We start from the raw sequence: 23678 nt of genomic DNA on the forward strand, positions 1-23678 counted from the left end.
GCAAGAGGCAGAGGACTACACCGAGTGCGCATCCTGCTCGTCGAAGACAACGCCGACCTCGCCGACGCCATCGTCCGGCGCATGCGCCGCGACGGCCACGCGGTGGACTGGCAGAGCGACGGGCTCAAGGCCGACAGCGTGCTGCGCTACCAGGGCTTCGACCTGATCGTGCTCGACATCGGCCTGCCGCGGCTCGACGGCCTGGGCCTGCTGGCGGGCCTGCGCGAGCGTGGCGACGCCACCCCGGTGCTGATGCTGACCGCGCGCGACGGCATCGACGACCGCGTGCGCGCGCTGGATTCCGGCGCCGACGACTACCTCAGCAAGCCCTTCGATTTCCGCGAATTCGAAGCGCGCTGCCGGGTGCTGCTGCGGCGCAACCGCGGCCAGGCCGCCGGCACGGTGCAGGTCGGCGGCTTCGCCTTCGACGCCGGCGCGCACCGGGTCACCCTGGACGGCGAGCCCATCGAGCTGCCGAACCGCGAATTCCGCCTGCTCGAGATCCTGATCGGCAAGCTCGGCCAGGTGGTCAGCAAGGACGAGATCGGCAACGGCCTGTTCGGCTTCGACGATGAGGCCGGGCCGAACGCGATCGAGCTGTACGTCGGGCGTCTGCGCAAGAAACTCGCGGCCGCGCCGCTGCGCATCGTGACCGTGCGCGGCGCGGGCTACATGATCGAGGCCGGCGCCGCGGCCGAAGGCGGCGGCGATGGCTGAGCCCGCGCGCGCGGCGGCCGGGCGCCGCGATTCGATCCGCAAGACCTTGCTGATCTATCTCGGCGCGTTGTCGCTGATCGGCGCCGCGCTGCTGTTCCTGGCCGCGCGCAGCTACGGCCGCGCCGCCGCCGACCGCTCCTACGACCACCTGCTGATCGCTTCGGCGCTGTCGATCGCCGATTCGGTCGCGCTGGTCGATGGCCAGTGGCAGGTCGACCTGCCGTACGCCGCGCTCGATCTGCTGGCGATGGCGCCGGAGGACCGGGTGTTCTACCGCGTGTCCAGCCGCGAAGGGCAGGCGATCACCGGCTACGCCGACCTGCCGGCGCCGCCGAGCCCGTCGCGCGACGGCCAGCCGCGTTTGTTCGACGCGATGTACCGCGGCGAAAACACCCGCTTCGTCGCGGTCTCGCGCTGGGTCGCCGGGCCCGCCGCGCAGGGCCAGGCCATCGTCCAGGTCGGCCAGACCCGGCGCGCGCGCGAGGCCTTGGCCGACGACATGGTGCTGCGCGCGCTGGTCGCGATCGTGGCGCTGTCGCTGGCGGCGCTGGCGCTGGTGTGGATCGGCGTCTACCGCGCGCTGCGGCCGCTGCAGCGGCTGGAGCGCGAGCTGTCCGAACGCGATCCCTCCGACCTGCGCCCGGTCGCGCGCGAGGTGCCGGCCGAACTCGACCAGACCGTGGAATCGCTGAACCGCTTCATGGCCCGGCTGGCGGCCAGCAACGAAACCCTGCGCGCGTTCATGGGCGAGGCCGCGCACCAGATGCGCACGCCGCTGGCCGCGCTGCGCGCGCAGGCGCAGCTGGCGCTGGACGAGGACGATCCGGCCGAGCAGCGCCGCAGCCTGGAGACCATCGAGCGCAACGCCAGCCACATGAGCCGCCTGCTCAACCAGTTGCTCAGCGACGCCAGCGCGATCCATCGAAGCCATCTGCAGCAGTTCGAAACCGTCGATCTGGCCGAATTGCTGCACCAGGCGATCTTCGAGGCGGTGCCGCAGTCCGGCCCGCGCCCGGACCTGCACCTGGCGCTGACCAGCGAAGCGCTGCGCGTGCGCGGCGACGCGCTGTTGCTGCGCGAGGCGATCAAGAACCTGATCGACAACGCGCTCAAGCACGGACGCGCGCCGCTGCAGATCGCCCTGACCGCCGCCGGCGAAGGCGCCGCCGCGCCGACGGCCGTGCTGACCATCGCCGACCACGGCCCCGGCATCGCCCCCGCCGATGCCCAGACCGTGTTCGAGCGCTTCGCCCGCGGCCGCGACGCCGCCGCCGGCGGTGCCGGCCTGGGCCTGGCGATCGTCAAGCGCATCGTCGAAAGCCACGGCGGGGCGATCGATCTGAGCAATCGCGTGGGCGGCGGGTTGGTGGTGACGTTGCGGTTGCCGAGGACAGCGGTATGAGAAGTGAGCTGAGAGAAGTGAGGAGTGAGGAAAATCAAAGGCGTGCCGGGAGGCGGGCTGGCGCGTGGCTGCGCTTTTGCCTTTTCTCGCTCCTCACTCCTCTCAGCTCACTCCTCATTTTCCCCGCCGCCGCCGCCCCCGGCGACGTCCAAACCTTCAAAAGCCCGCAAACCACCACCGCCCGCCTGCGCATCCACGGCTCGACCGACATCGAGAATTTCGCCGCGGTCATCGCCGACTACCAGAAGCTCAGCCCGGGGACCCAGGTCGAATACTCGGATCTGGTCGCCCAGGACATCTACAGCCGCTACCTGCGCTCGGCGCCGCGCGATCGTGCCGACCTGCTGATCAGCAGCGGCATGGACCTGCAGACCAAGCTGGTCAACGACGGCCACGCCCTGGTCCACCGCTCGCCGGCCACCGCCGGGCTGCCGGCGTGGTCGCAGTGGCGGCACGAGGCCTTCGGCATCAGCTACGAGCCGATCGTCATCGTTTACAACAAACGTTTGTTGGCCCCGGCGCAGGTGCCGCGCACCCGCCGCCAGTTGCTGGCGCTGCTGCGCGACCCGAAGGCGAAACTGGCCGGGCGGGTCGGCACCTACGATGCCGGCCGCAGCAGCGTCGGCTACCTGCTGGCGACCCAGGACCATCAGCTCGGCAGCATGGCCGGGGCGCTGCAGGCCGCGCTCGGCGACAATGCGGTGGTGCTGGAGGAGCGTACCGGGCCGCTGCTGGACCGGGTCGCGCGCGGCCAGCTGGCCCTGGCCTACAACGTGCTGGGCTCCTACGCCCAGGCCCGGATCGACGCCGGCGCCCCGCTCGGGATCGTCCTGCCCGAGGACTACACCCTGGTCCTGCTGCGCACCGCGCTGATCCCGCGCGAGGCCGCCAACGCGGTCGAGGCCGGGCGCTTCCTGGACTATCTGATCTCGCCGCGCGGCCAGGCGGTGCTGGCCCGCCAGGTCGGCCTGCAGCCGATCCGCTCGGCCAGCGGCGCGCCGCTGGCGCCGCAGGCCGGCGACGGCGCGCGGGTGCGCGCGCTGCGGCCGATCCCGCTCGGGCCGGGCCTGCTGGTCTACCTGGACGCGCTCAAGCGCCGGCAATTCCTCGATGCCTGGCGCAGCACCGTGCAGCCGCAGGGCGCCCGGCCCGGGACGCCGCCGCCGTGATCGCGGGGTGTCCATACCCCGGCGTCGGGCCGGCGGGCCGGTTGGGCGAGACGGGCCGGCCGACCGGGCAAAGCCGGCGCCTGACGCGGTCGCCGCAACCCGGTACAACTCCAAAGTACTAATGAACAGGTGCCGGCGGTCGCGCGAAACCGTCCGACGCATCCATTAGACTGCTGATCCAATCCACTTTCGCGCCCCTTGCCACGGCTGCCTTTGCGATGTCCGACAACGATCTGAAAACCGCCGCGCTCGATTACCACCGCCTCAGCCCGCCGGGCAAGATCAAGGTCACCGCGACCAAGCCGATGGTCACCCAGCGCGACCTGGCCCTGGCCTACTCGCCGGGCGTGGCCTACGCCTGCGAGGCCATCGTCGAAGACCCCAACACCGCCAGCGAGCTCACCGCGCGCGGCAACCTGGTCGCGGTCATCAGCAACGGCACCGCCGTGCTCGGCCTCGGCGACATCGGCCCGCTGGCCGGCAAGCCGGTCATGGAAGGCAAGGGCGTGCTGTTCCAGAAGTTCGCCGGCATCGACGTGTTCGACATCGAGATCGACGAGCGCGACCCCGACAAGCTGGTCGACATCATCGCCTCGCTCGAGCCGACCTTCGGCGGCATCAACCTCGAAGACATCAAGGCGCCGGAGTGCTTCATCGTCGAGCGCAAGCTGCGCGAGCGGATGAAGATCCCGGTGTTCCACGACGACCAGCACGGCACCGCGATCATCGTCGGCTCCGCCGTGCTCAACGCGCTGGAGATCGTCGGCAAGAACATCGCCGAAGTGAAGCTGGCCACCAGCGGCGCCGGCGCGGCCGGCATCGCCTGCCTCGACATGCTGGTGGCGCTGGGCCTGAAGCCGGAGAACATCCTCGCGGTCGACCGCGACGGCGTGCTCTACACCGGCCGCGGCAAGATGGACCCGGACAAGGAGCGCTACGCGCGCGACACCGACAAGCGCACCCTGGCCGACATCGTCGCCGGCGCCGATATCTTCCTCGGCCTGTCGGCCGGCGGCGTGCTCAAGCCGGAGATGGTCGCGACCATGGCCGACAAGCCGGTGATCCTGGCCCTGGCCAACCCGTATCCGGAAATCCTGCCGGAAGACGCCAAGGCCGTGCGTCCGGACTGCATCGTCGCCACCGGCCGTTCGGACTATCCGAACCAGGTCAACAACGCGCTGTGCTTCCCCTACATCTTCCGCGGCGCGCTCGACGTCGGCGCGACGGTGATCAACGAGGACATGAAGCTGGCGTGCGTGCGTGCGATCGCGGCGCTGGCGCGGATGGAATCGTCGGACCTCGGCGGCGCCTACGGCGGCGACGTGCCGACCTTCGGCCCCGAATACCTGATCCCGCGCCCGTTCGACCCGCGCCTGCTGGTGATGCTGGCCCCGGCCGTGGCCAAGGCGGCGATGGACTCGGGCGTGGCGACGCGTCCGATCGTCGACATGGACGCCTACGAGGAAAAGCTCAGCCAGTACATCTACCGCACCGGCCTGCTGATGAAGCCGGTCTACGACCGCGCCCGCGCCGACCGCAAGCGCGTGGTCTACGCCGAGGGCGAGGAAGAGACCGTGCTGCGCGCGGTGCAGACGGTGATCGACGAAGAACTGGCGTTCCCGATCCTGATCGGCCGCCCCGACGTCATCGACACCCGGATCAAGCGCCTGGGCCTGCGCATGCGCGAGGGCGTGGACTTCGAGCTGACCAACATCAACGACGATCCGCGCTTCAACGAGTATTGGCAGCAGTACCACGCGCTGACCGAGCGCCGCGGCGTGACCCCGGCGGCGGCGAAGAACCTGCTGCGTTCGCGCCCGACGCTGATCGCGGCGCTGATGGTCGAGCGCGGCGAAGCCGACGCGATGATCTCCGGCATCGTCGGCCGCTTCCACAAGAAACTGGGCTACCTGCGCAGCATCTTCGACTTCGACCCGGGCGTGTCCGGCACCTCGGCGATGACCGGCGTGATCAACGACCAGGGCGCGTGGTTCTTCCTGGATACGCACGTGCAGGTCGACCCGACCGCCGAGCAGATCGCCGAAGCCACCCTGCAGGCGACCTACCGCCTGCGCCTGTTCGGCATCGAGCCGAAGGTGGCGCTGCTGTCGCATTCCAACTACGGCAGCCACGACAATCCGTCGGCGGCGAAGATGCGCAAGGTCCGCCAGATCATCCAGCAGCGCATGCCGAAGCTGGAGATGGACGGCGAAATGCAGGCCGACACCGCCTGGGACGACCTGCTGCGCAAGCGCATCTTCCCCAACGCGACCCTGCACGGCCGCGCCAACCTGTTCGTGCTGCCGAACCTGGACGCGGCCAACATCACCTACAACATGGTGCGGGTGATGACCGACGGCGTCGCCATCGGCCCGATCCTGATGGGCCTGGACAAGCCGGCGCACATCCTGACCCCGGCCTCGACCCCCCGACGAGTGGTCAACATGACCGCCATCGCGGCGGTAGACGCGCAGATCCGCACGGCGCGAGAATCGGGCCGAAAGGGCCTGGCCGAGCTGGGCGGAGCCTGACCGGATGACCGGGCGGGCGAAGGGGGCGCACTGAACGCGGTATTGACCGAACTGCCAGCGGTGAGCGCGCTGCCGGTGCTGGAATCCGTGGCCGAACCCCGGCCGCGGGTCAGCGTGCTGTTGCTGTGTTTCCGCGACGCGGACTACATCCGCGCCGCGCTCGACAGTGCCTTCGCCCAGACCGTGCCGTGCGAGATCATCGTCTCCAACGATTGTTCCGGCGACGGCACCTTCGAGATCGCCGAGGAACTGGTCGCCGCCTACCGCGGCCCGCACCGCGTGCACGTGCGCAAGACCGAGCGCAACCTCGGCGTCTCGGCGCACTTCAACGACGTGATGGCGCTGGCCAGCGGCGAGATCATCGTGATGATGGCCGGCGACGACATCGCCTACCCCGAGCGGGTGGCGACGATCGTGCGCGCCTTCGACGAGCACCCCGGCGCGACCGTGCTGGGCAGCGACTTCGACGCCATCGGCAGCCACGGCGAGCCGATCCGGGTCAGTTTCCGCCAGCGCCCGCAGCGCTACGACTTCGATTATTACGTGCGCATCGGCCGGCTGATCGGCCTGCTCGGCGCGACCATGGCGTTCCGGCGCGAGGTCTACGACCGCTTCGGCCCGCTGCTCGGCCCGATCGAGGACAACGCGCTGAGCCTGCGCGGCGCCTTGCTCGGCCAATCCTTGAACCTGCGCCAGCCGCTGATCCAGTACCGCCGCCACCCCGGCAGCGTCAGCGGCACCGTGTTCGCCCGCGACGAACCGCGCGCGCTGGCGACCCGCCGCCGTTACGAACGCACCGTGCAGTTCTACCGCGGCACCGCCGACGACCTGGAAGCCTGCCTGCGCAAGATGCCGGAACTGCCGCGCAGCAAGCGCCGCCTGGCCGAACAGGTGCTGGCGATGTACCGCATCGAAGCCGACGCGCGCGAAGCGATCCTGCAGCAACCGCGCTGGCGCTGGCTCGGCCCGGTACTGCGCGGCCTCGGCCAGCGCGGCCTGCGCCGCAAGAGCGCCGAACGCGCGCTCAAGCTGCTGCTGCCGCGGTCGTGGTTCGGCCTGCGCTGATTCCTGCAAGCGCCTGCTTGTCGTGGGAGGGCCTTCAGGCCCGATGCTTTCCTCTCAAATCGCCGCGCTACGCGCCAACTTCCTGTAAGAGCGACGCAAATCGCGACCGCGACCTCTGAGTTGCGACGCAAGTGCGGTTGCGCAGTCGCGACTCGCGTCGCTCCTACAGCGAGCCCAGATCGATCCGAAGCCCCTGTAGGAGCGACGCAAGTCGCGACCGCGCCAATACAACTACGACGCAACTACCGCGTACCCGTCACCGCACCGAATCGACGTGGTAATCCGCATGCGGCCGCTCGAAAAACTGCCGCCCCAGCGCCTCGGCTGCCGCCATCGCTCCGTGCCGATCTTCGGCTACCGACCCGCGCCGGTCCCCTTGCCCATGCACCGCGCCGACGAACTGCGAGTGGGTGTAGCGCGCGTACTCCTGCATCTGGTTGACCAGGCTCAATGCGATGGTCGGATACATCTCCTCCGACGCCGTCAACAAACCCACCCGCTTGCCCTGGATGCGCTCGCGCACCCGCTGCGAATCGGGATAGCTGCGCGCGACATAGCAGAACATCCGGTCGAAGAACGCCTTGGCCTGCGACGACATGCCGTACCAATACACCGGCGAGGCCAGGGCGAACCCGTCGGCCTCGAGGAAATGCTCGAAGAAGAAATCCGCGTAACCGTCGTCGATGCGGCAGCGCCCGTGCTCGTCGCGGCAGTCGCGGCAATCGCGCAGGAAGGTCTGCATCAGGTCGTCGGCGAAATGCAGCGAGGCGTCGAGGCCGGCATCCTGCGCTCCGCGCACGGCGGCTTCGGCGAGCACGGCGCTGTTGCCGTTGCGGCGGGGGCTGGCGACGAGGATCAGCAGACGGCGGGGACGGTCGGAGGTCATCGGTGGGCTGTCGTAGTGAGGGCTGGGATGAATCTAGTTCGCGACATCGACTGCCTCAAATGACGATAATTGATCCGGCATGAGTCAAATTCAGGCCTGACGCGATGTTCGCCGAGCTCCCCCTGACCGCCCTGCGCAGCTTCGAAGCCGCCGCTCGCCTGTCCAGCTTCAAGGCCGCGGCCGAGGAGCTGCACGTCACCCCGACCGCGATCTCGCACCAGATCCGCCAGCTCGAAAGCTGGCTCGGCCGGCCCCTGTTCCAGCGCCAGCCGCGCGGCGTCGCCCTCACCGACGACGGCCGCCGGCTGTTCCGCGACGTCCACGGCGCCCTGCTCGAAGTGGCGCAATCCGTCGCGGCATTGCGCCCGCGCCCCGACGCCGGCTGCCTGACCGTCACCACCTCGACATCGCTCGCCGCGCTATGGCTGGTGCCGCGGCTGGGCCGCTTCTACGCGCGTCATCCCGACATCGCCGTGCGCATCGACACCAGCGCCCAAGTGGTCGACCTCGAACAGAACGCCGGCGTCGACCTCGCGATTCGTTACGGCGGCGCGGTGCCGGCGGGCCTGCACCGGCACGGCGGCCTGCGCGAATTCTTCGGCGTGTACGGCGCGCCGGGGCGGACGCAGGCCGAAGCGGCGAAGTCGCCGCCGACCTTGATCTCGGTGGAATGGGGCGATTCGCAGCTGTACTGCCGCACCTGGGAAGCGTGGTGCGAACGCGCCGGCGTCGATTGGTTGCAACGCGCGCCGACGGTGCGGGCGTACGACGAAGAGCATTACGCGATGTATGCCGCCGGCGCTGGGCAGGGCTTGGTGCTGGCGAGTTCGGTGGTGGTCGCCGGCAATGTGGCGCGTGGCTTGTTGGAGGCGTATCGGCCGGAGATCGTGGTGCCGGGCGAGACCTACCACGTGCTGTGCGTGCCGGGGCGCGAGCGGCATCCGCCGGTGCGGGCGTTTTTGGCGTGGTTGGATGAAGAGATGGGGGCTTCGGAGTTGGCGTCGTAGCTGCGGATTCGCGGTCGCGACTTGCGTCGCTCCTACAAGGGCTTCGGACCCATCCGGGCTACCTGTAGGAGCGACGCAAGTCGCGACCGCGCCAATTCACCGACGACGCAAGCCGCTGTTGTGGGAGGGCCTTCAGGCCCGATGCTCTTGTTCCCGATGGCAGCGACCTGACAGAAAAGCATCGGGCCTGAAGGCCCTCCCACAACAGCAGGCCCGACCTCAGCTCAACGCCATCTCCGGCGGCAACCATCTCAACGCAAACTCCCGCAACGCCCGCACCCGCGCCGACCTGCGCAGATCCGGATGGATCGCAAACCACAACTCCGTCGGCACCTCCGCCAACGGCTGCGACACCCGCTTCACCCCACCGGCCGCATCGGCGAAGTAACACGGCAACAAGGCCTTGCCGACTCCCGCCTTGCACGCCGCCAGCGCCGCCGGCAGCGAATTCACCCGCATCGCGATCCGCGCCTCGTCGACGTTCGCGCGCAGCCACAGCGCCGACGACAGATGCGACAGGTTTTCGTCGAATCCGACCCACGCACCGTCGCTCAAGGCCTCGCGCTTGCCGACCTTCGCGCCGCTCGCCGCATACACCGCCGTCGCGATCGACCCGACCCGCCGCACCGACAACCCGCTCGGCGTCAACGCGCACGCCCGCAACGCCACGTCCGCCTCGGGCTGCTGCAGGTTCACGAACGCATTCGACACCAGCAGATCGCAGCCGATCTGCGGATGCGCCGCGGCGAACGCCGCGCACAAGCGCGCCGCCACGTCCGCGAGCGTGTCCGGAATCGTGATCCGCAGCCGCGCCCCGCCGCGCGCATCGCGCCCGGCCAACTGCCGCTGCAACTGGTCGGCATCGTCGAGAATCCGCTGCGCGCCCTCGATCGCGACCGCACCGGCCTCGGTTGCCGTATAGCCCGTGCGGCTACGCCGGAACAACGGCGTCCCCGCGCGCGCCTCGATCCCGGCCAGCCGCCGGAACGCGCTGGAATGATCCAGCGCCAAGGCCTTGGCCGCGCCGCTGAGGCTGCCGTGCGCGCCGATCGCGCGCAGCAGTTCGAAGTCTTCCAACGACAGGCGGGCGGTTTGGCGCATGCGCAAGCGATCCTTGGGAAGGCGCCGTATTCCGCGCGCCGGGCCGGACGAGGAGAGTAGCGCCATCTCCTCACGGACCCCACCCATGAAGCTCTACTACACCCCGCACACCTGTTCGTTCGCCCCGCACATCGTCGCCCGCGAACTCGGCCTGCCGCTGGACCTGCGCCGCGTGCGCCTCGGTGCCGAGGCCCGTGTCGTGGCCGAAGACCGCGACTACCGCGAACTGAGCCCGCTCGGCTACGTCCCGCTGCTGCAACTCGACGACGGCCGCCTGTTGCGCGAAGGCGTGGCGATCCTGCGTTACCTCGGCGACCAGGACCCGGCCGCCGGCCTCAGCGCCCCGCTCGGCAGTTTCGAGCGCGCCGAACAGGACCAGTGGCTGACCTTCATCAACTCCGAGCTGCACAAGACCTTCAGCCCGTGGCTGTTCCACCCCGAATACGGCGAAGCCCCGGGCCGCATCGCCGGCGAGCGCCTGCAGCCGCGCTTGGCCCTGGTCGATCGCCATCTGGAGGGCCGCGAATTCCTCGGCGAACGCTTCGGCATCGCCGATGCCTACCTCTATACCGTCGCCGGCTGGGCGCGGTTGCTGAAGCTCGACCTCGCGCCGTATCCGAACCTGGCCGCATACCTCGCCCGCCTGGACCAGCGCCCGAGCGTGCGCGAAGCGCTGCGCGCCGAGCGCGAGGACGCCAAGCCATGAGCGCCGGGACCGCCTGGATCATGCTGATCGCCGCGGGCCTGATCGACGTGGCCTGGGCGCTGAGCATGAAGTTGTCGAACGGCTACACCCGGCCCGGCTGGACCGCGGTGTCGCTGATCGCGCTGGCCGCGTTCGTGTGGCTGCTGGGGCGGGCGTTGACGGCGTTGCCGGTGGGCGTGGCGTATGCGGTGTGGACCGGGATCGGCGCGGCGGGGACGGTGTTGATCGGATCGGTGTTGTTCGGCGAATCGTTGACGCCGTTGAAGCTCGGTGGGGTTGGACTGATCGTCGGCGGGATCATGTTGTTGCGGAGCGCGCCGGCTTGAGGGTTCTCGGCGGACGGGTCGTCTCGCCGTAGTTCGGTTGTCGCGGTCGCGACTTGCGTCGTTCCTACAGGTAGCCCAGATGGGTCCGACACCCCTGTAGGAGCGACGCAAGTCGCGACCGCGCAACCCTCCGCCGGGACCGAAACCGTCCGCTGCGCCCAGACGGCATCCCAATACGGATATTCCCGCACCCGCTCCACCAACCCCGCCCGCACCGGATTCATCACCACATACCTCGCCATAGCCACCAACCCCTCCTCCTTCCGCAACGCCCGGTCGTGATACGCCGACCCCCACACCGCCCAAGGCACTGCCGCTCCCATCGCCGCGCGAATCCGCCGCGAACTCGCGCACTTCAGCTGCCGCACCAACGCTGGCAACGACTCGTCCGGCCCAAGTTCGACCACGCCGTGCCAGTGATCCGGCATCAGCACCCAGGCCAGCAGCGTCGATCGCTGCCAGGAGCGCCGATCCAGCAAGGCGGCGATCGCGGCCTCGGCCAACGGCCCGTTTGCGAACCACGCGGCGCACCCATACGTCACGAAGGTCAGCAGATAAATCCGTTGCGCTTCCGAAACCCGGCCGCGGCGCAGGGCTGCGTGGCCGCGAACCGGCGTGAGAGTCATCGATTCGTCCATGAGCGCACCATCGCTCGCCGGGCCGAAGCGGCGAATCGGAAAACGCCGACCTGCCGCGTCGGATTAACCCAGCCAAAGGCGTAGCACCGGCCCCGCGCCGTCGCACCCCGCCGACGCTGCCACTATTCCCCGCACACCGATAAACTCCGCCCAGGGGCGTGACAACAGGGGCGCAGGTGTACACCAAAGAAGAATTCAAACAGCGTTTCCGCGCGATGGACACGGAAGAGCTGATTCTCAACGCCTCGCGTCCGCTGACCGACGAGGCGATGGAGGCCACCGCCGAGATTCTGGCCGAGCGCGGCCTGACCGGCGACGCCGCCCGCGAAAAGACCAAGGAAGTGATCCGCGCGCGCCTGCAAGGCAGCGGCGTGACTCGGAACTGCGACTACTGCGGGGCGACGATCGCGCAAGGCCGGATCGCTGCCGATGGCCAAAAGTTCTGCAGCCAGCGCTGCCTGACCGGATCGAAATTGTCGGTAGTGGCGCTGGACCTGGATCCCGCGGCGATCGCCGAACATGCACGGCAGCTGCGGCGCGGCTCCTGCCCGCGCTGCGCGCGTCAGGGCGAGATCATCGAAGTCCGCAAGGTACAGCGGATGGTCTCGGTGTTGGTCGCGTCCATCCGCGACCGGTACGAGGTTTGCTGCTGCCGGCGTTGCTACGACAAAGAACTCAGATCGGCGTCGATCGTCAGTGCCGTATTCGGGTGGTGGTCGTTGAAGGGACTGTTCGGCAACGTCGCTGTGCTGATGGATAACTACGAGGAATGGCAGCGTCTGGACGGCCGCGAGCCGTCCGCGGAGTTGACGAAGCACGCGAGCCTCGACCTGGCGCGACAAACCCTCGCCCGCGAGCCGGCCTAGCCGGCATGGGCCGGCCCGATCCGAACGGGCCGACTGCGCAAAACCCACGGACCCCACGGCGGCCCGCCTTTGCCGGGGATGGGGCGCGGGCGTCTCTCGCGCGACCGGCGCTCGACCACACGCCTGCGTATCCACGCGAAGCCAGCCTTCGTACGACCCAAACCCCCTAGCCAAAACGGACTATCCCACCCCTCCGACCACCTAAAGCAAGCCGATCCGTCGCCCCCGTTTGTTAGACTCGACGCTCTAATCCGCCCCCACAAACACGAGGCGCGGCCACAGGGGCCGCGAGATCGATGAACCAGCCGCTTGCCAGCTCCCTGCACGACCTGCTGCAGAACGACCCCGACCCGACCGAGACCCAGGAATGGGTCGAATCCGTCCAGGCGGTCATCGCCCGCGACGGCGCCGAACGCGCCCACCAGCTGCTGGAGGGCATGGTCGAAGTCACCCGCCGCGCCGGCGCCCACCTGCCGTTCCAGCCGACCACCGAATACATCAACACCATCCCGCCGCACCTGGAGGCCAAGAGCCCCGGCGACGCCGCGATGGAATGGCGCATCCGCTCGCTGATCCGCTGGAACGCGATGGCGATGGTCGTGCGCGCCAACCGCAAGCCCGGCGACCTCGGCGGCCACATCGCCAGCTTCGCGTCCGCGGCCACCCTGTACGACGTCGGCTTCAACCACTTCTGGCGCGCCCCCTCGGCCGACCACCCGGGCGACCTCATCGGCATCCAGGGCCACAGCTCGCCGGGCATCTACGCGCGCTCGTTCCTCGAAGGCCGCATCAGCGAATCGCAGATCGACAACTTCCGCATGGAAGTCGACGGCCGCGGCGTCAGCTCGTACCCGCACCCGTGGCTGATGCCGGATTACTGGCAGATCCCGACCGTGTCGATGGGCCTGGGCCCGATCAGCGCCATCTACCAGGCGCGCAACTGGAAATACCTGGAAGGCCGCGGCCTGCTGCCCAAGTCCGACCGCAAGGTGTGGGCCTTCCTCGGCGACGGCGAGACCGACGAACCCGAATCGCTCGGCGCGATCTCGGTCGCCGGCCGCGAAGGCCTCGACAACCTGATCTTCGTCGTCAACTGCAACCTGCAGCGCCTCGACGGCCCGGTGCGCGGCAACGGCAAGATCATTCAAGAGCTGGAAGGCCAGTTCCGCGGCGCCGGCTGGAACGTCATCAAGACCGTGTGGGGCAGCTACTGGGATCCGCTCCTGGCGCGCGACACCACCGGCCGCTTGCGCCAGCTGATGATGGAAACCGTCGACGGCGAATACCAGAACTGCAAAGCCTTCGGCGGCAAGTACACCCGCGACAACTTCTTCGGCAAGTACCCGGAAACCGCCGCGCTGGTCGCCAACCTGTCCGACGAGGACATCTGGCGCCTCAACCGCGGCGGCCACGACCCGCACAAGGTCTACGCCGCGTACCACGAAGCGGTGAACACCAAGGGCATGCCGACCGTGATCCTGGCCAAGACGGTCAAGGGCTACGGCATGGGCGCGTCGGGCGAATCGCTGAACCCGACCCACGGCACCAAGAAGATGGACGACGAAGCCGTCCGCCTGTTCCGCGACCGCTTCAACATCCCGGTCAGCGACGAACAGCTGAAGGACGGCGCCGTGCCGTTCTTCCACCCCGGCGACAAGTCGCCGGAAATCGAATACATGCACGAGCGCCGCAAGGCGCTGGGCGGCTACCTGCCGCAGCGCCGGCGCAAGGCCAGCACCTCGCTCGACGTGCCGAAGCTCGAAACCTACGACCGCCTGCTTAAGAGCACCGGCGAGCGCGAGATCAGCACCACCATGTCGTTCGTGCAGGCGCTGAACATCGCGTTGCGCGACAAGCAGGTCGGCCCGCGCCTGGTGCCCATCGTCGCCGACGAAGCCCGCACCTTCGGCATGGAAGGCCTGTTCCGCCAGCTCGGCATCTACGCCCCGCACGGCCAGAAGTACAAGCCGGTCGACCGCGACCAGCTGATGTACTACCGCGAAGACACCACCGGCCAGGTGCTGGAAGAAGGCATCACCGAAGCCGGCGCGTTCGCGTCCTGGCTCGCCGCCGCCACCAGCTACAGCACCAACGACCTGCAGATGCTGCCGCTGTACATCTACTACTCGATGTTCGGCTTCCAGCGCATCGGCGACAGCGCCTGGCAGGCCGCCGACATGCGCGCGCGCGGCTTCCTGCTCGGCGCCACCGCCGGCCGCACCACCTTGAACGGCGAAGGCCTGCAGCACGAAGACGGCCACAGCATGGTCCAGGCCGGCCTGATCCCGAACTGCCGCAGCTACGACCCCACCTTCAGCTACGAAGTGGTGACCCTGTTCCAGCACGGCATGCAGCGCATGCTGACCGAACAGCAGGATGAGTACTGGTACCTCACCCTGATGAACGAAAACTACCCGCACCCGGACATGCCCGAAGGCGCCGCCGACGGAATCATCAAGGGCATGTACCTGCTGAAGGACGCCGGCAAACCGAAGAAGGGCGAACTGCGCGTACAGCTGATGGGCAGCGGCACGATCCTGCGCGAAGCCATCGCCGCGGCCGAGTTGCTGGATAAAGACTTCGGCGTCACCGCCGACATCTGGTCCTGCCCGAGCTTCAACGAACTCGCGCGCGACGCGACCGATTGCGAGCGATTCAATCGCTTCAACCCGGAAGCGAAGACTCCGCGTAAGCCGTACATCACCGAGCTGCTGGAAGGGCGTCAGGGGCCGGCGATCGCCGCGACCGACTACATTCGCGTGTATCCGGAGCAGGTGCGGGCTTACGTGCCGATGCGCTACACCGTGCTGGGTACGGATGGGTTCGGGCGGTCGGATACGCGCGCGAATCTGCGGCGTCACTTCGAGGTCGATCGGTACTACATCGCCCATGCGGCCATTGCGGCGCTGGCGGCGGAAGGGAAGATGACCGGGAAGGATGTGGCTCGGGCTATCAAGCAGTACAAGATTGATGTGGAGAAGCCGAATCCGTTGGGGGTTTGAGCCCTTTGCTTGAATGAATAAGGCGGCCGTTAGGTCGCCTTATTTCGTTATACAGTCAAGAGGCGATATGCAACTGCGGCAAATTACAAGGAGTTGATAAATGGGAAAAAACCAGGGGAAACAAAGGGCGGGGCTCTCGGATTGGATTGGGTTTTTAACAATCTTGGTTGTGGTTTCTGCAGTATGGTGTGCCGGTTGGTATTTTATTGACGCTTATGTCGTAAGCGCGGATAAGAATGTGTCGAATGAATCTCTTCGAGGTGCGTTCGGTGACAAATTTGGCGCTGTAAATGCACTTTTCTCAGGCTTGGCGTTTGCTGGGGTGATATTTGCGGTCCTGCTTCAGCGCCGCGAATTGGCCATGCAGAGAGAAGAGCTGCAAAATAATGCCGCCAGATTTGATGATCAAAATGTTGTATTGGAGCAGCAGCGGTTCGAAAATACTTTCTTCAAATTGCTTGAGCTCCATAACGACATTACAAGTAAATTGTACGCACCCGGAGCTGAGGGGCATGGGGCGTTAAAGGTTTTTTTGAGATTTTCTGTAATAGCGAAGAGGATTTCGTTGTATTTCGCTCCCTTCAGAAAATTAATAGGGATGAAATTAGAAAGATTCAGGATGGGAAGGTTGTCGATGAAGCAAATTATCCGGAGCTAAATGCATCTGACGTGTCTACAATACAAGATGCTTTGGATAAGATGCCTCGAGCTTTTGAGTCATACCTTGATGAAAATCAAGGTATGCATTCGGATAAGATTAGAAGGGCTTATAATAAAGCTTGCGATAAAAGCATGAGCGACTACGCACATTATTTTCGTAGTTTTTACAATGTGCTTGATTTTTTAGATGGGTCAAAATCCGTCCCCTTCGAGCAGAAGAAGCTTTATGCGCGGACCTTTAGGGCTCAGTTATCTGATATTGAAATAGTCTCTATTTTCTATAATGCAATTCCAGTGAATCAGCTTGGTCAGTCCACTGTGAAACGGGATATGCTCCAGAAATATGAGTTTACTTCAGCGCTTGTAGTTGGGTGCTTGGTTCATCCAATTCATAATCAAGTGTTTCGCGAAGGGCGAAACATAGGGGGCGGTGATGCAAAGGCGTGATCCAAAGCCTGAGATTCAGCGTCTCGAGGAGTTGGCAATTGCCGTCAAATCTGGAGATATCAAGCTTCCGAAGTTTCAGCGTCCTTTCGTCTGGAAGAGGACTGATATGCTGAATCTTCTTGATAGCATATATAAGGGCTATCCCATTGGTAGTCTGTTGATGTGGAACAGTTCTCAGCGCCTTACAAGTGAAAGATCGATCTCAGGTTTGGAGCTTAACGATCGAGAATTGACAAGTTATCCAACTAATTACTTGTTAGATGGGCAGCAAAGGCTCACGACTCTGTGCGGCGCTCTGTTTTGGCACGGAAAGGAGCTGGTTAATCATTGGAATATTCATTTTAATCTAGAGAGCGAAGAATTTGTTTACCCGGATGAGCCGGATCTCGTTCATTTGTTTCCGCTGAATAAGTTAATCGAGACCAGCGATTTCATTAAGCAATGCATGAAATTCGAGCATCATGATAGAGGAGTTGTTTACACTCGTAATGCTGAAAAGCTTCTGCGTGCGATAAAAGATTACAAGATCGCTGTTGTTAAGATTGGTGACATGACCGTAGAAGAGGTTGCTCCGATATTCGAAAGAATAAATAGTACTGGCCGTAAATTAACTATCGTTGATTTAATGATGGCGGCAACCTGGAGTGATGATTTTGACCTGAATCAAGAAATTCAGCTTATTATCGACTCTGCTGAAGCTGCGGGTCTGGCAGGCGTAAAGGATCAAATTGTCCTTCGCTCAATTTCAGCCGCCGCTGGATTGGGTATCAACAAAGACGATATTCAGCGGTTGCGAAAGATTAAGCCGGCGCAGCTGAAGGAAGCGACGGCGTCAGTGCGGGAAGCTGTTGGCAAGACGGCTGCCTTTCTAACCAGAAGGCTTTCCGTATTTGATTTTAGTAGACTGCCATATGCGATGCAATTTACTCATTTGGTGGAAATTTTCCGCATTCAACAGTCCGTAGATAGAGATCTAGAGCGGGAAATTTTAGGCTGGCTTTGGTTTACGACAGTCACCCGCTATTTCACCTCATCGAATTCTGGGCAGAACAGTAAAGATCTTGCGAAGGTTCGTGATTTTGCCCGGGGGCTGAATGGCAACTTGTATGCGCGTGATGCTATAGACGCGACTGGATTTTTCTGCGATAAATTTAATTTGCGAAACTCGACCAGCACCGGTTTTTCTCTGCTTCTTGCCAGCAGGCAGCCGGAAATGACCGTCGATGGGCGATCAATTGACCCAATGTATCTTAGGGTGAAAGAAAGTAAATATTACTCATCGATTATTGATGATGGTAGTGGCCTGTCAAAATCAAATATCGCGCGAATAATTCACCCCTATCCAGATCGCCCTTGCTTGGGGGATGGGGCGGAGATTAGGCAACAACATTTTTTGCCTGAGACTCCGGAGTATGCTTCGGTGTACGATTTCTTGACGGAGCGCGGAGGGATCATTGCTGGTTATATTTCGCAAGTCACGGGTTGCGAGGTGAGTTTCACGTTGGGTGCGATAGATGGACTCGGTTATTTAGAAGACGATTGGATTGTCGACGATGGCATATGATCTTCTGCAACTTGTTCAGTTAGTCATTTAAATAGCCAGGTTGATTTTTTGGCGTCTTTCTGATTCCGTGGATGTGGACTTCATCCGCTCTGGATAACTCGTCGCCGTCACCGCAATTTCGTTAATCGTAATTACGATTAACGAAATTGACGGGAGCCCTGATGAAGGCAATCCTTCACCCTAATCGGCCGTCTTGCTTCTTGAGCGGGCATTTTCAGGGGATGGAGAGTTGGACATGATCACGGGTTTGCCACAACGAACGGCCGCGGTCCGCATCAACCGCTACGAAAAGACCGTCCACGACGCCGATCTGGCCACCGCGCGCCGCATCGCGCAGTCGCTGGGCGTCCCGCTCGCCTTCCTCTACGCCGACACCGACGTGCTGGCCGAGGCCATCCTGACCCTGGGCCTGCTGTCCAAGTCCGAGCAGCGCAAGGCCGTGGCCGACCTCAAGGCCCGGCTGGCGCAGGCGGGCGGGGCCGGCGGCGAGCCGGTTGGGAAGTCTTAGCCGCGACGGGACTCAGCGGGCCATCGGCCGATCGGGCGTAGGCGTGGGGTGCACCAGGGATTGGTCTACGGAGGCGGTCACTGCTTCCAGTGCGCGCAACGAATCGCTCAGCGGAACCGTCGACGCGTGCTGAGTTTCGACGTGCGAGCGTTTCTGGGCCGGGTCATCCAGCCGGCCCTCTACGGCGATGACGTTCCGACCGATTTCGCCGCCGGCGTGCTGGCTCAGCACCACATGATCGATCCGGTCCAGGCCATCGCGCTTCGCCTGCGTCGCCAGGCAACCCGCGATGCAGTCGAGGGCTTCTGGATTCAGTGAGCGGCCCTGTCGTTCGAAGGCCTCGCGCGTCAGTTCCCGCGTTTGCCGCCAGGACGCTTGGCTGTGCTCATCGCGCCCAGGGGGCGATCCGGTGCGAGGTTCATGAGGGGCGTCCGGTGCTTGGCCCGGCAGTGGGTTGGATCGCCGGAAATATTCGTAGTCGCGCAGGTATAAGTCGCGATGTGTCAGTCGGCCGTCCTGGTTCTGATCGCTCAATGGCTCCGACCGCGTGTAGGGCCGATCCGCGATTTGCTTGGCGATCCGGTCGACCATGGTTGCGGAGTCGGCGCCCTGCTTCCAGTCGTTGTACATCTGTGCGAGCTCAAGTCCCGGCAAGTAGCCCAGGTCCTGCCAGCGCGCAGAGTACGTGGACTTGTCCTTGAGTTCGTCGATGATCGGGAACGCGTTGAAGATGGCCTGGGCTTCGAGCTTGCTTCGGTAGTCGACGTACTCCTCCTTGGAGCCGTCCACCGGGAACTTGATCGCGGCCGTGTTGTAGCGGTCGTGGCCGATCTCGTGCGCCAGGGTCGTGAACATCGACTGCTCCATGAGCAGGAACTTTTCGGCGTCCGGCCCGCGGAGCGCGTCATAGGTATTGCTGCCTATTCGAATGACCGGGGGCTCGGTGGCTTGGTAGTACGGCAGGTCGAGGCGCTGCGAGCTGTCGATCCGGCCGTCTTTGCGAAAGAATTCCGCGAAATCTTCGCTGGCATGAGGCGATTGCCTGATCCATTGTTTCGTGCGTTCAGGCATACGTGCAAATTCGGCACTGCCATCCAAGACGGCCAGGTCTTGACGATGCTTGGCGCTGCGGTCCGTGCTTTCCATCACTGCCCCGTTGCCCGTGGGTTCTGACACGGCTTGTCGGCCGCATCTTCCGCGCCTAGGCTAACGTCATGGAACAGGGAGTGTCGATTCGTATGAGACGTCCTAAGATTCGCAGCTACACAATCTGTGCGATTTTCTTGCTGTTATCTACAGGTTGCCTCAGTAAACCGGATGGAAATTCGGTGCGAAAGGAACACGTCGCCACATTGGAAGCGCAGGACATTCTTCGACTTCCGCTTGAGCAGGGAGCCGTTGGCTATGATCGCGTCGCCCAGGCGCTTCGTTCAGTGGTCCATTTCAAGCTGCTGCGGCAGGAGCCGCCCATTCTGAAAGCCGCGGGACCGATCACGCTCACCGACGGAATCGTTGTGAGTGACGTAACCGTTGAGGACTATAAGGGGCAACGGAAGTTGAGTTTGGCCTTCGACAGCGACAAGTGCTTTCCGCTCGCGCAAGTCGAGGGGATAACGGATGTGCAAATCGCGAAAGCTCTCCCGCAAGAGCACGACGACGAACACGGCCGCACCTTCACCACGAAGAGAAACGGCATGCTGGCGATAGTTTCTACCGCTGGGCCCGGCTCTGAATGCGTAGGCTCCATTGTGCTGACACAATCGGGAGCCTGATCGAGATTTCTCAGTGAGGTGCCCGTCGCGCGCCGCATCGCGCAGTCGCTGGGCGTCCCGCTCGCCTTCCTCTACGCCGACACCGACGTGCTGGCCGAGGCCATCCTGACCCTGGGCCTGCTGTCCAAGTCCGAGCAGCGCAAGGTCGTGGCGACCTCAAGGCCCGGCTGGCGCAGGCGGGCGGGGCGGGCGACTAGGGCCGACCGGTAGTTCGTTCGATAGCCAGGGGACTCGGCGTGTGCTGCGCCACCCTGGCGATAAATTCGCCAATCCATGCGCGCAACCGCAGGCTTATGCTTCGCGTAAGCCCCAGGAGACGAGCGGGGACGATCTAGGGTCCTAGAGCGCGCCGAAACTTGAGCGGCTTCGACGGATCATAGAAAAAGGCGGCCTAGGCCGCCTTTTTCTATGGGCTTCAGAGCGGTATGGCGTTCTGCGCCGGGTCGATGTCCCGCTGTCTGCGCTTCTTCGCCCCGCTTTTCCGGTCGCGCTGGCTGATCGGATTCGGAATGCCCCAGTACTCGGCCGCCTCGGAAATGCTGACCTTCAGCAGGGCCGGCGTTTCCAGTTTGATCGTCTTGGTCGGTCGCTTGGGCTTGGCGCCCATCGCCTCGATCACTTGACCGGCCACGGCCCGCGCCAGCGGCGGCGGGACGGAATTGCCGATCTGGCGGGCGCCGTGCCACTTGGTGACGTTGAATCGGAACCAGTCGGGGAAGCCGTGCAAGCGGGCCATTTCCCGGACCGTGATGCAGCGGTTCCACTTGTAATGGATCGGCCGCGGGCTGGTGAACGCACCACGGGCCGAGTCGGTGCCGGCCCGCAAGGTGTTGGAGACGCCGTCGGGTGGAAGCTTGAAGAAACGCGAGATCGGCTCGACGTCGCCGGGCTCGGTGGCGGCGAAGCGCGAGCGCGAAATCTCGGTGTGCTCCGAGCGGGCGCTGGAGGTGAGCAGGTCGGGCTCCCAGCTGCGCTTGTAGCCGTAGCCCCAGCCTTGCGGGGTTTCGCACCGCAACAGCTTGGCGTACTCGCTGGGGCGGCCGAACTTCTTGACCCGCACTTCGTCGCTGTGAGTCAAGGCCGCGTAGCGCTCGGCATCGGGCAAGTCGCTCAGAGCGTCCTGGCAGGTCGGCGAGCTGGGGAGCTCGCTGTCGTAGCCGGGCTTCGCGGTCTTCTTGGCGGGGTACTCGGGGAGCTTGAGGCCTTTCTTCGCGCCCAACAGGAACAGACGCTGGCGATCCTGGGGGACGCCGTACTCGCAGGCGTTCAGCACCTTCCACTGTTCGACTACGCCGTAACCGGCGGCGCCGAATTCCTGAATGATCTCGTCGAGGAACTTGCGGTGCTTGCCGACGGTAAGCCCCTTCACGTTCTCGAACACGAAATAGTCCGAGTCCAGCTCGCGCACGATGCGGACGAAGTCCTTCACCAGCGAGTTGCGGGGGTCGTCCAAGGCGCGCTGGCCGATCATCGAGAAGCCCTGGCAGGGCGCCCCGCCGAAGACCACGTCGACCTTCTGTTTGCCGATTCCGGCGGCAGCGCGGATGGCCTTGCCGGTCAGCTCGGTCACCGAGCGAGGGATCACCGCGCAGTCGGGGAAGTTGTACTTGTGGGCGGCCGCGTGGACCGGGTCGATCTCGACTGCGGCCACCACGTCGAAGCCGGCCTGTTCGAAGCCGAGGCTGAGGCCGCCGGCTCCGGCGAAGAGGTCGATTCCAATAGGTCTGGTCATGGAGAGAGTATAGGCGCTCGGTACCGTGGAGTCGATCGGAATTGTTCCGCGAAGCGGGTAGGAAACTCGGCCGATCACGACCGGGTATGATCGGCTTCGGCGTCTCAGATCCTGCGATTGCGAGGAACGGGCCGTGGACAGGTTGACTCCCGAACGTAGAAGCTGGTTGATGTCGCGGATTCGCGGCTCGAACACCAAGCCCGAGATCGCGGTTCGGTCTTTGCTGCACCGCTTGGGGTATCGGTTCCGTCTGCATCGTCGCGACCTGCCGGGAACGCCCGACATCGCGCTGCCTGGACGGTCGACGGTCGTCTTCGTTCACGGTTGCTTTTGGCACGGGCATGCGTGCAAGCGCAGCAAGATGCCCAAGACCCGCCAGGACTATTGGGTGGAGAAGATCGAAGGGAACCGCCGACGCGACGCTCGGAAGCGGCGCGCGTTGAAGGCCTTTGGATGGCAGGTCGTCGTAGTTTGGGAATGCGAGCTTAAGAATCCGGTCAAGCTGGCCGAAAAACTGAATCGCGCTCTGAGCGGCCCTGGTTCGCCGTCCGCAGAGCCGAAAAGAGAAGGGCTACGGAAGAGGCCATGAGCAAAAAAGAGAAGAAGCCGAACAGGTACGCCGAGATCGTCGCGGAGATCTTCCGGCAGCGTTATGAAGACGGCGCGAAAGTCGTTCCGTTCGTTCGAGAAGAGTTCGTGAAAATCGCGGACGAAAAAGGCGTCGAGGTCCCCAAGAACCTCGGGGATGCGGTCTACTCGTTCAAATACCGGGTGGCGCTGCCCGCTTCCATCGCGGATACGGCTCCTGACGGTTTCGAATGGATCATCGCGGGGGCTGGGCGCTCCAAGTACGAGTTCCGTCTGGTGAAACCACTGTCCATCGCGCCTAGCGAGAACCGGATGGTGGTGAAAATTCCCGACGCCACGCCCGAAATCATCGGCGCTTATGCGCTGGGCGACGAGCAGGCGTTGCTGGCGAAAGTCCGCTACAACCGTTTGATCGACATCTTTCTGGGCATCACCGCCTCTTCCTTGCAGAACCACCTGCGCACTACGGTAAAAGACATCGGGCAGATCGAAATCGACGAGCTTTATGTCGGCCTTGATCGGCACGGTTGCCACTACGTGGTTCCTGTGCAGGCCAAGGGCGGCAAGGACAAGCACGGCATTCAGCAGACCGAGCAGGATATGGCTTGCTGCAAAGAAAAATTCCCGAAGTTGCGCTGTAGGCCGGTATCCGCGCAGTTCATCACCAGCAGCAAGATCGCGATGTTCGAGCTAGGAATGCAGGACGACGAGATTCGCGTGGTTTCGGAGGAGCACTACGAACTGGTTCCTGCATCCAGCATTACCGGTGCGGATTTGGATTTGTACAGGAGCAGAAGGAAGGACTGGTGATCGTCGGTGGTTAGTCAGGCTTGCCCTAGCCGTATCTGCAAACAGCCGCGGTCCGCATCGACCGCTACGAAAAGGACTTCCACGACGCCGATCTGGCCACCGCGCGCCGCATCGCGCAGTCGCTGGGCGTCCCGCTCGCCTACCTCTACGCCGACACCGGCGCGCTGGCCGAGGCCATCCT

At 64.5% G+C, this 23678-nt stretch carries 24 protein-coding genes and 1 pseudogene; 19 read left to right on the forward strand and 6 right to left on the reverse strand.

All coding sequences use genetic code 11. The features are described 5' to 3' along the window. Positions 1 to 24: 24 nt before the first annotated feature. From JHW41_RS02485 to JHW41_RS26245, 6 genes are all read left to right on the forward strand, one after another. On the forward strand, positions 25 to 717 hold the full coding sequence (locus JHW41_RS02485) for a response regulator transcription factor (protein WP_057949310.1): 693 nt from the start codon (positions 25 to 27) through the stop codon (positions 715 to 717). Continuing rightward, entirely contained in the window at positions 710 to 2119 is a 1410-nt protein-coding gene (locus JHW41_RS02490) for a sensor histidine kinase (protein WP_250448907.1), read from the forward strand. The genes JHW41_RS02485 and JHW41_RS02490 overlap by 8 nt, the downstream gene beginning before the upstream one ends. Then, the gene (locus tag JHW41_RS02495) at positions 2116 to 3288 is read left to right on the forward strand and encodes an ABC transporter substrate-binding protein (RefSeq protein ID WP_250448908.1); all 1173 of its coding nucleotides are present in this window, start codon (positions 2116 to 2118) and stop codon (positions 3286 to 3288) included. Before JHW41_RS02490 ends, JHW41_RS02495 begins: the two co-directional genes overlap by 4 nt. Positions 3289 to 3506: 218 nt before the next feature. Beyond that, entirely contained in the window at positions 3507 to 5819 is a 2313-nt protein-coding gene (locus JHW41_RS02500) for an NADP-dependent malic enzyme (RefSeq protein ID WP_057949308.1), read from the forward strand. 42 nt (positions 5820 to 5861) lie between these two features. Then, complete coding sequence (locus JHW41_RS02505; protein ID WP_250448909.1) at positions 5862 to 6884, forward strand: glycosyltransferase; 1023 nt, start codon at positions 5862 to 5864, stop codon at positions 6882 to 6884. A 43-nt stretch (positions 6885 to 6927) separates the two neighbouring features. Continuing rightward, a complete protein-coding gene (locus JHW41_RS26245; protein ID WP_428995616.1) occupies positions 6928 to 6972 on the forward strand; it encodes a hypothetical protein in 45 nt (14 codons plus the stop codon). A gap of 168 nt (positions 6973 to 7140) precedes the next feature. On the opposite strand, the gene JHW41_RS02510 is transcribed toward JHW41_RS26245, so the two are convergent. Then, positions 7141 to 7770 (reverse strand): flavodoxin family protein, encoded by a 630-nt coding sequence (locus tag JHW41_RS02510; protein WP_250448910.1) that lies wholly within the window; start codon positions 7768 to 7770, stop codon positions 7141 to 7143. Positions 7771 to 7874: 104 nt separating this feature from the next. Here JHW41_RS02510 and JHW41_RS02515 point away from each other — a divergent pair, with 104 nt between their 5' ends. After that, positions 7875 to 8777: a LysR family transcriptional regulator gene (locus tag JHW41_RS02515; protein ID WP_250448911.1), complete on the forward strand. Its 903-nt coding sequence runs from the start codon at positions 7875 to 7877 to the stop codon at positions 8775 to 8777. 32 nt (positions 8778 to 8809) lie between these two features. Here JHW41_RS02515 and JHW41_RS26250 read toward each other — a convergent pair whose 3' ends face one another. Both JHW41_RS26250 and JHW41_RS02520 read right to left on the reverse strand, forming a co-directional pair. Then, positions 8810 to 8959 (reverse strand): DUF6053 domain-containing protein, encoded by a 150-nt coding sequence (locus tag JHW41_RS26250; RefSeq protein WP_428995446.1) that lies wholly within the window; start codon positions 8957 to 8959, stop codon positions 8810 to 8812. Between the two features lie 37 nt (positions 8960 to 8996). Continuing rightward, positions 8997 to 9878: a LysR family transcriptional regulator gene (locus JHW41_RS02520; protein ID WP_250448912.1), complete on the reverse strand. Its 882-nt coding sequence runs from the start codon at positions 9876 to 9878 to the stop codon at positions 8997 to 8999. A gap of 85 nt (positions 9879 to 9963) precedes the next feature. Here JHW41_RS02520 and JHW41_RS02525 point away from each other — a divergent pair, with 85 nt between their 5' ends. Both JHW41_RS02525 and JHW41_RS02530 read left to right on the forward strand, forming a co-directional pair. Continuing rightward, positions 9964 to 10584 carry a glutathione S-transferase C-terminal domain-containing protein gene (locus tag JHW41_RS02525; protein WP_250448913.1) on the forward strand — a complete coding sequence of 207 codons (621 nt, stop codon included), beginning with the start codon at positions 9964 to 9966 and terminating at the stop codon, positions 10582 to 10584. Continuing rightward, the gene (locus tag JHW41_RS02530; RefSeq protein ID WP_250448914.1) at positions 10581 to 10910 is read left to right on the forward strand and encodes a DMT family transporter; all 330 of its coding nucleotides are present in this window, start codon (positions 10581 to 10583) and stop codon (positions 10908 to 10910) included. Before JHW41_RS02525 ends, JHW41_RS02530 begins: the two co-directional genes overlap by 4 nt. 230 nt (positions 10911 to 11140) lie before the next feature. Here JHW41_RS02530 and JHW41_RS25930 read toward each other — a convergent pair. Then, positions 11141 to 11548, reverse strand: a pseudogene (locus JHW41_RS25930) (transposase); the annotation flags it as partial. 176 nt (positions 11549 to 11724) lie between these two features. On the opposite strand from JHW41_RS25930, the gene JHW41_RS02540 reads away from it, so the two are divergent. The 6 genes from JHW41_RS02540 to JHW41_RS02565 all read left to right on the forward strand — a co-directional run bounded on the left by JHW41_RS02540 (position 11725) and on the right by JHW41_RS02565 (position 18595). Further along, a complete protein-coding gene (locus JHW41_RS02540) occupies positions 11725 to 12414 on the forward strand; it encodes a hypothetical protein (RefSeq protein ID WP_250448915.1) in 690 nt (229 codons plus the stop codon). A 296-nt stretch (positions 12415 to 12710) separates the two neighbouring features. Further along, a complete protein-coding gene (gene aceE / locus JHW41_RS02545; RefSeq protein WP_250448916.1) occupies positions 12711 to 15416 on the forward strand; it encodes a pyruvate dehydrogenase (acetyl-transferring), homodimeric type in 2706 nt (901 codons plus the stop codon). A gap of 100 nt (positions 15417 to 15516) precedes the next feature. Then, on the forward strand, positions 15517 to 16074 hold the full coding sequence (locus JHW41_RS02550) for a hypothetical protein (protein WP_250448917.1): 558 nt from the start codon (positions 15517 to 15519) through the stop codon (positions 16072 to 16074). Positions 16075 to 16208: 134 nt separating this feature from the next. Then, positions 16209 to 16523 (forward strand): putative phage abortive infection protein, encoded by a 315-nt coding sequence (locus JHW41_RS02555; RefSeq protein WP_250448918.1) that lies wholly within the window; start codon positions 16209 to 16211, stop codon positions 16521 to 16523. Then, the gene (locus JHW41_RS02560; protein ID WP_250448919.1) at positions 16510 to 18087 is read left to right on the forward strand and encodes a DUF262 domain-containing protein; all 1578 of its coding nucleotides are present in this window, start codon (positions 16510 to 16512) and stop codon (positions 18085 to 18087) included. The genes JHW41_RS02555 and JHW41_RS02560 overlap by 14 nt, the downstream gene beginning before the upstream one ends. 235 nt (positions 18088 to 18322) lie before the next feature. Beyond that, complete coding sequence (locus JHW41_RS02565; RefSeq protein WP_250448920.1) at positions 18323 to 18595, forward strand: transcriptional regulator; 273 nt, start codon at positions 18323 to 18325, stop codon at positions 18593 to 18595. 12 nt (positions 18596 to 18607) lie between these two features. Here JHW41_RS02565 and JHW41_RS02570 read toward each other — a convergent pair whose 3' ends face one another. Further along, positions 18608 to 19741: an XVIPCD domain-containing protein gene (locus tag JHW41_RS02570; RefSeq protein WP_250448921.1), complete on the reverse strand. Its 1134-nt coding sequence runs from the start codon at positions 19739 to 19741 to the stop codon at positions 18608 to 18610. A 68-nt stretch (positions 19742 to 19809) separates the two neighbouring features. On the opposite strand from JHW41_RS02570, the gene JHW41_RS02575 reads away from it, so the two are divergent. Next, positions 19810 to 20367: a hypothetical protein gene (locus JHW41_RS02575; protein WP_250448922.1), complete on the forward strand. Its 558-nt coding sequence runs from the start codon at positions 19810 to 19812 to the stop codon at positions 20365 to 20367. Between the two features lie 18 nt (positions 20368 to 20385). Next, positions 20386 to 20577, forward strand: a complete 192-nt coding sequence (locus tag JHW41_RS02580) for a hypothetical protein (RefSeq protein ID WP_250448923.1) — start codon at positions 20386 to 20388, stop codon at positions 20575 to 20577. A gap of 205 nt (positions 20578 to 20782) precedes the next feature. Here JHW41_RS02580 and JHW41_RS02585 read toward each other — a convergent pair whose 3' ends face one another. After that, positions 20783 to 22099: a DNA cytosine methyltransferase gene (locus JHW41_RS02585; RefSeq protein ID WP_250448924.1), complete on the reverse strand. Its 1317-nt coding sequence runs from the start codon at positions 22097 to 22099 to the stop codon at positions 20783 to 20785. Positions 22100 to 22232: 133 nt separating this feature from the next. Between JHW41_RS02585 and JHW41_RS02590 the strand changes: the two genes are divergently transcribed. Together JHW41_RS02590 and JHW41_RS02595 are read left to right on the forward strand one after the other, a co-directional pair. Then, positions 22233 to 22688 (forward strand): very short patch repair endonuclease, encoded by a 456-nt coding sequence (locus tag JHW41_RS02590; protein WP_250448925.1) that lies wholly within the window; start codon positions 22233 to 22235, stop codon positions 22686 to 22688. Then, complete coding sequence (locus JHW41_RS02595) at positions 22685 to 23497, forward strand: endonuclease (protein ID WP_250448926.1); 813 nt, start codon at positions 22685 to 22687, stop codon at positions 23495 to 23497. The genes JHW41_RS02590 and JHW41_RS02595 overlap by 4 nt, the downstream gene beginning before the upstream one ends. Positions 23498 to 23678: the final 181 nt, after the last annotated feature.

The organism is Lysobacter enzymogenes, assembly GCF_023617245.1.
Classification (GTDB): domain Bacteria; phylum Pseudomonadota; class Gammaproteobacteria; order Xanthomonadales; family Xanthomonadaceae; genus Lysobacter; species Lysobacter yananisis.

Excerpts from the sequence above, each read along its gene's own strand:
- JHW41_RS02490 (WP_250448907.1), top strand. The coding sequence starts at position 710 with ATGGCTGAGCCCGCGCGCGCGGCGGCCGGGCGCCGCGATTCGATCCGC.
- JHW41_RS02495 (WP_250448908.1), top strand. The coding sequence starts at position 2,116 with ATGAGAAGTGAGCTGAGAGAAGTGAGGAGTGAGGAAAATCAAAGGCGT.
- JHW41_RS02500 (WP_057949308.1), top strand. The coding sequence starts at position 3,507 with ATGTCCGACAACGATCTGAAAACCGCCGCGCTCGATTACCACCGCCTC.
- JHW41_RS02510 (WP_250448910.1), bottom strand. The coding sequence starts at position 7,770 with ATGACCTCCGACCGTCCCCGCCGTCTGCTGATCCTCGTCGCCAGCCCC.
- JHW41_RS02515 (WP_250448911.1), top strand. The coding sequence starts at position 7,875 with ATGTTCGCCGAGCTCCCCCTGACCGCCCTGCGCAGCTTCGAAGCCGCC.
- JHW41_RS26250 (WP_428995446.1), bottom strand. The coding sequence starts at position 8,959 with ATGCTTTTCTGTCAGGTCGCTGCCATCGGGAACAAGAGCATCGGGCCT.
- JHW41_RS02520 (WP_250448912.1), bottom strand. The coding sequence starts at position 9,878 with ATGCGCCAAACCGCCCGCCTGTCGTTGGAAGACTTCGAACTGCTGCGC.
- JHW41_RS02525 (WP_250448913.1), top strand. The coding sequence starts at position 9,964 with ATGAAGCTCTACTACACCCCGCACACCTGTTCGTTCGCCCCGCACATC.
- JHW41_RS02530 (WP_250448914.1), top strand. The coding sequence starts at position 10,581 with ATGAGCGCCGGGACCGCCTGGATCATGCTGATCGCCGCGGGCCTGATC.
- aceE (WP_250448916.1), top strand. The coding sequence starts at position 12,711 with ATGAACCAGCCGCTTGCCAGCTCCCTGCACGACCTGCTGCAGAACGAC.
- JHW41_RS02550 (WP_250448917.1), top strand. The coding sequence starts at position 15,517 with ATGGGAAAAAACCAGGGGAAACAAAGGGCGGGGCTCTCGGATTGGATT.
- JHW41_RS02555 (WP_250448918.1), top strand. The coding sequence starts at position 16,209 with ATGAGCGACTACGCACATTATTTTCGTAGTTTTTACAATGTGCTTGAT.
- JHW41_RS02560 (WP_250448919.1), top strand. The coding sequence starts at position 16,510 with ATGCAAAGGCGTGATCCAAAGCCTGAGATTCAGCGTCTCGAGGAGTTG.
- JHW41_RS02565 (WP_250448920.1), top strand. The coding sequence starts at position 18,323 with ATGATCACGGGTTTGCCACAACGAACGGCCGCGGTCCGCATCAACCGC.
- JHW41_RS02570 (WP_250448921.1), bottom strand. The coding sequence starts at position 19,741 with ATGGAAAGCACGGACCGCAGCGCCAAGCATCGTCAAGACCTGGCCGTC.
- JHW41_RS02575 (WP_250448922.1), top strand. The coding sequence starts at position 19,810 with ATGGAACAGGGAGTGTCGATTCGTATGAGACGTCCTAAGATTCGCAGC.
- JHW41_RS02585 (WP_250448924.1), bottom strand. The coding sequence starts at position 22,099 with ATGACCAGACCTATTGGAATCGACCTCTTCGCCGGAGCCGGCGGCCTC.
- JHW41_RS02595 (WP_250448926.1), top strand. The coding sequence starts at position 22,685 with ATGAGCAAAAAAGAGAAGAAGCCGAACAGGTACGCCGAGATCGTCGCG.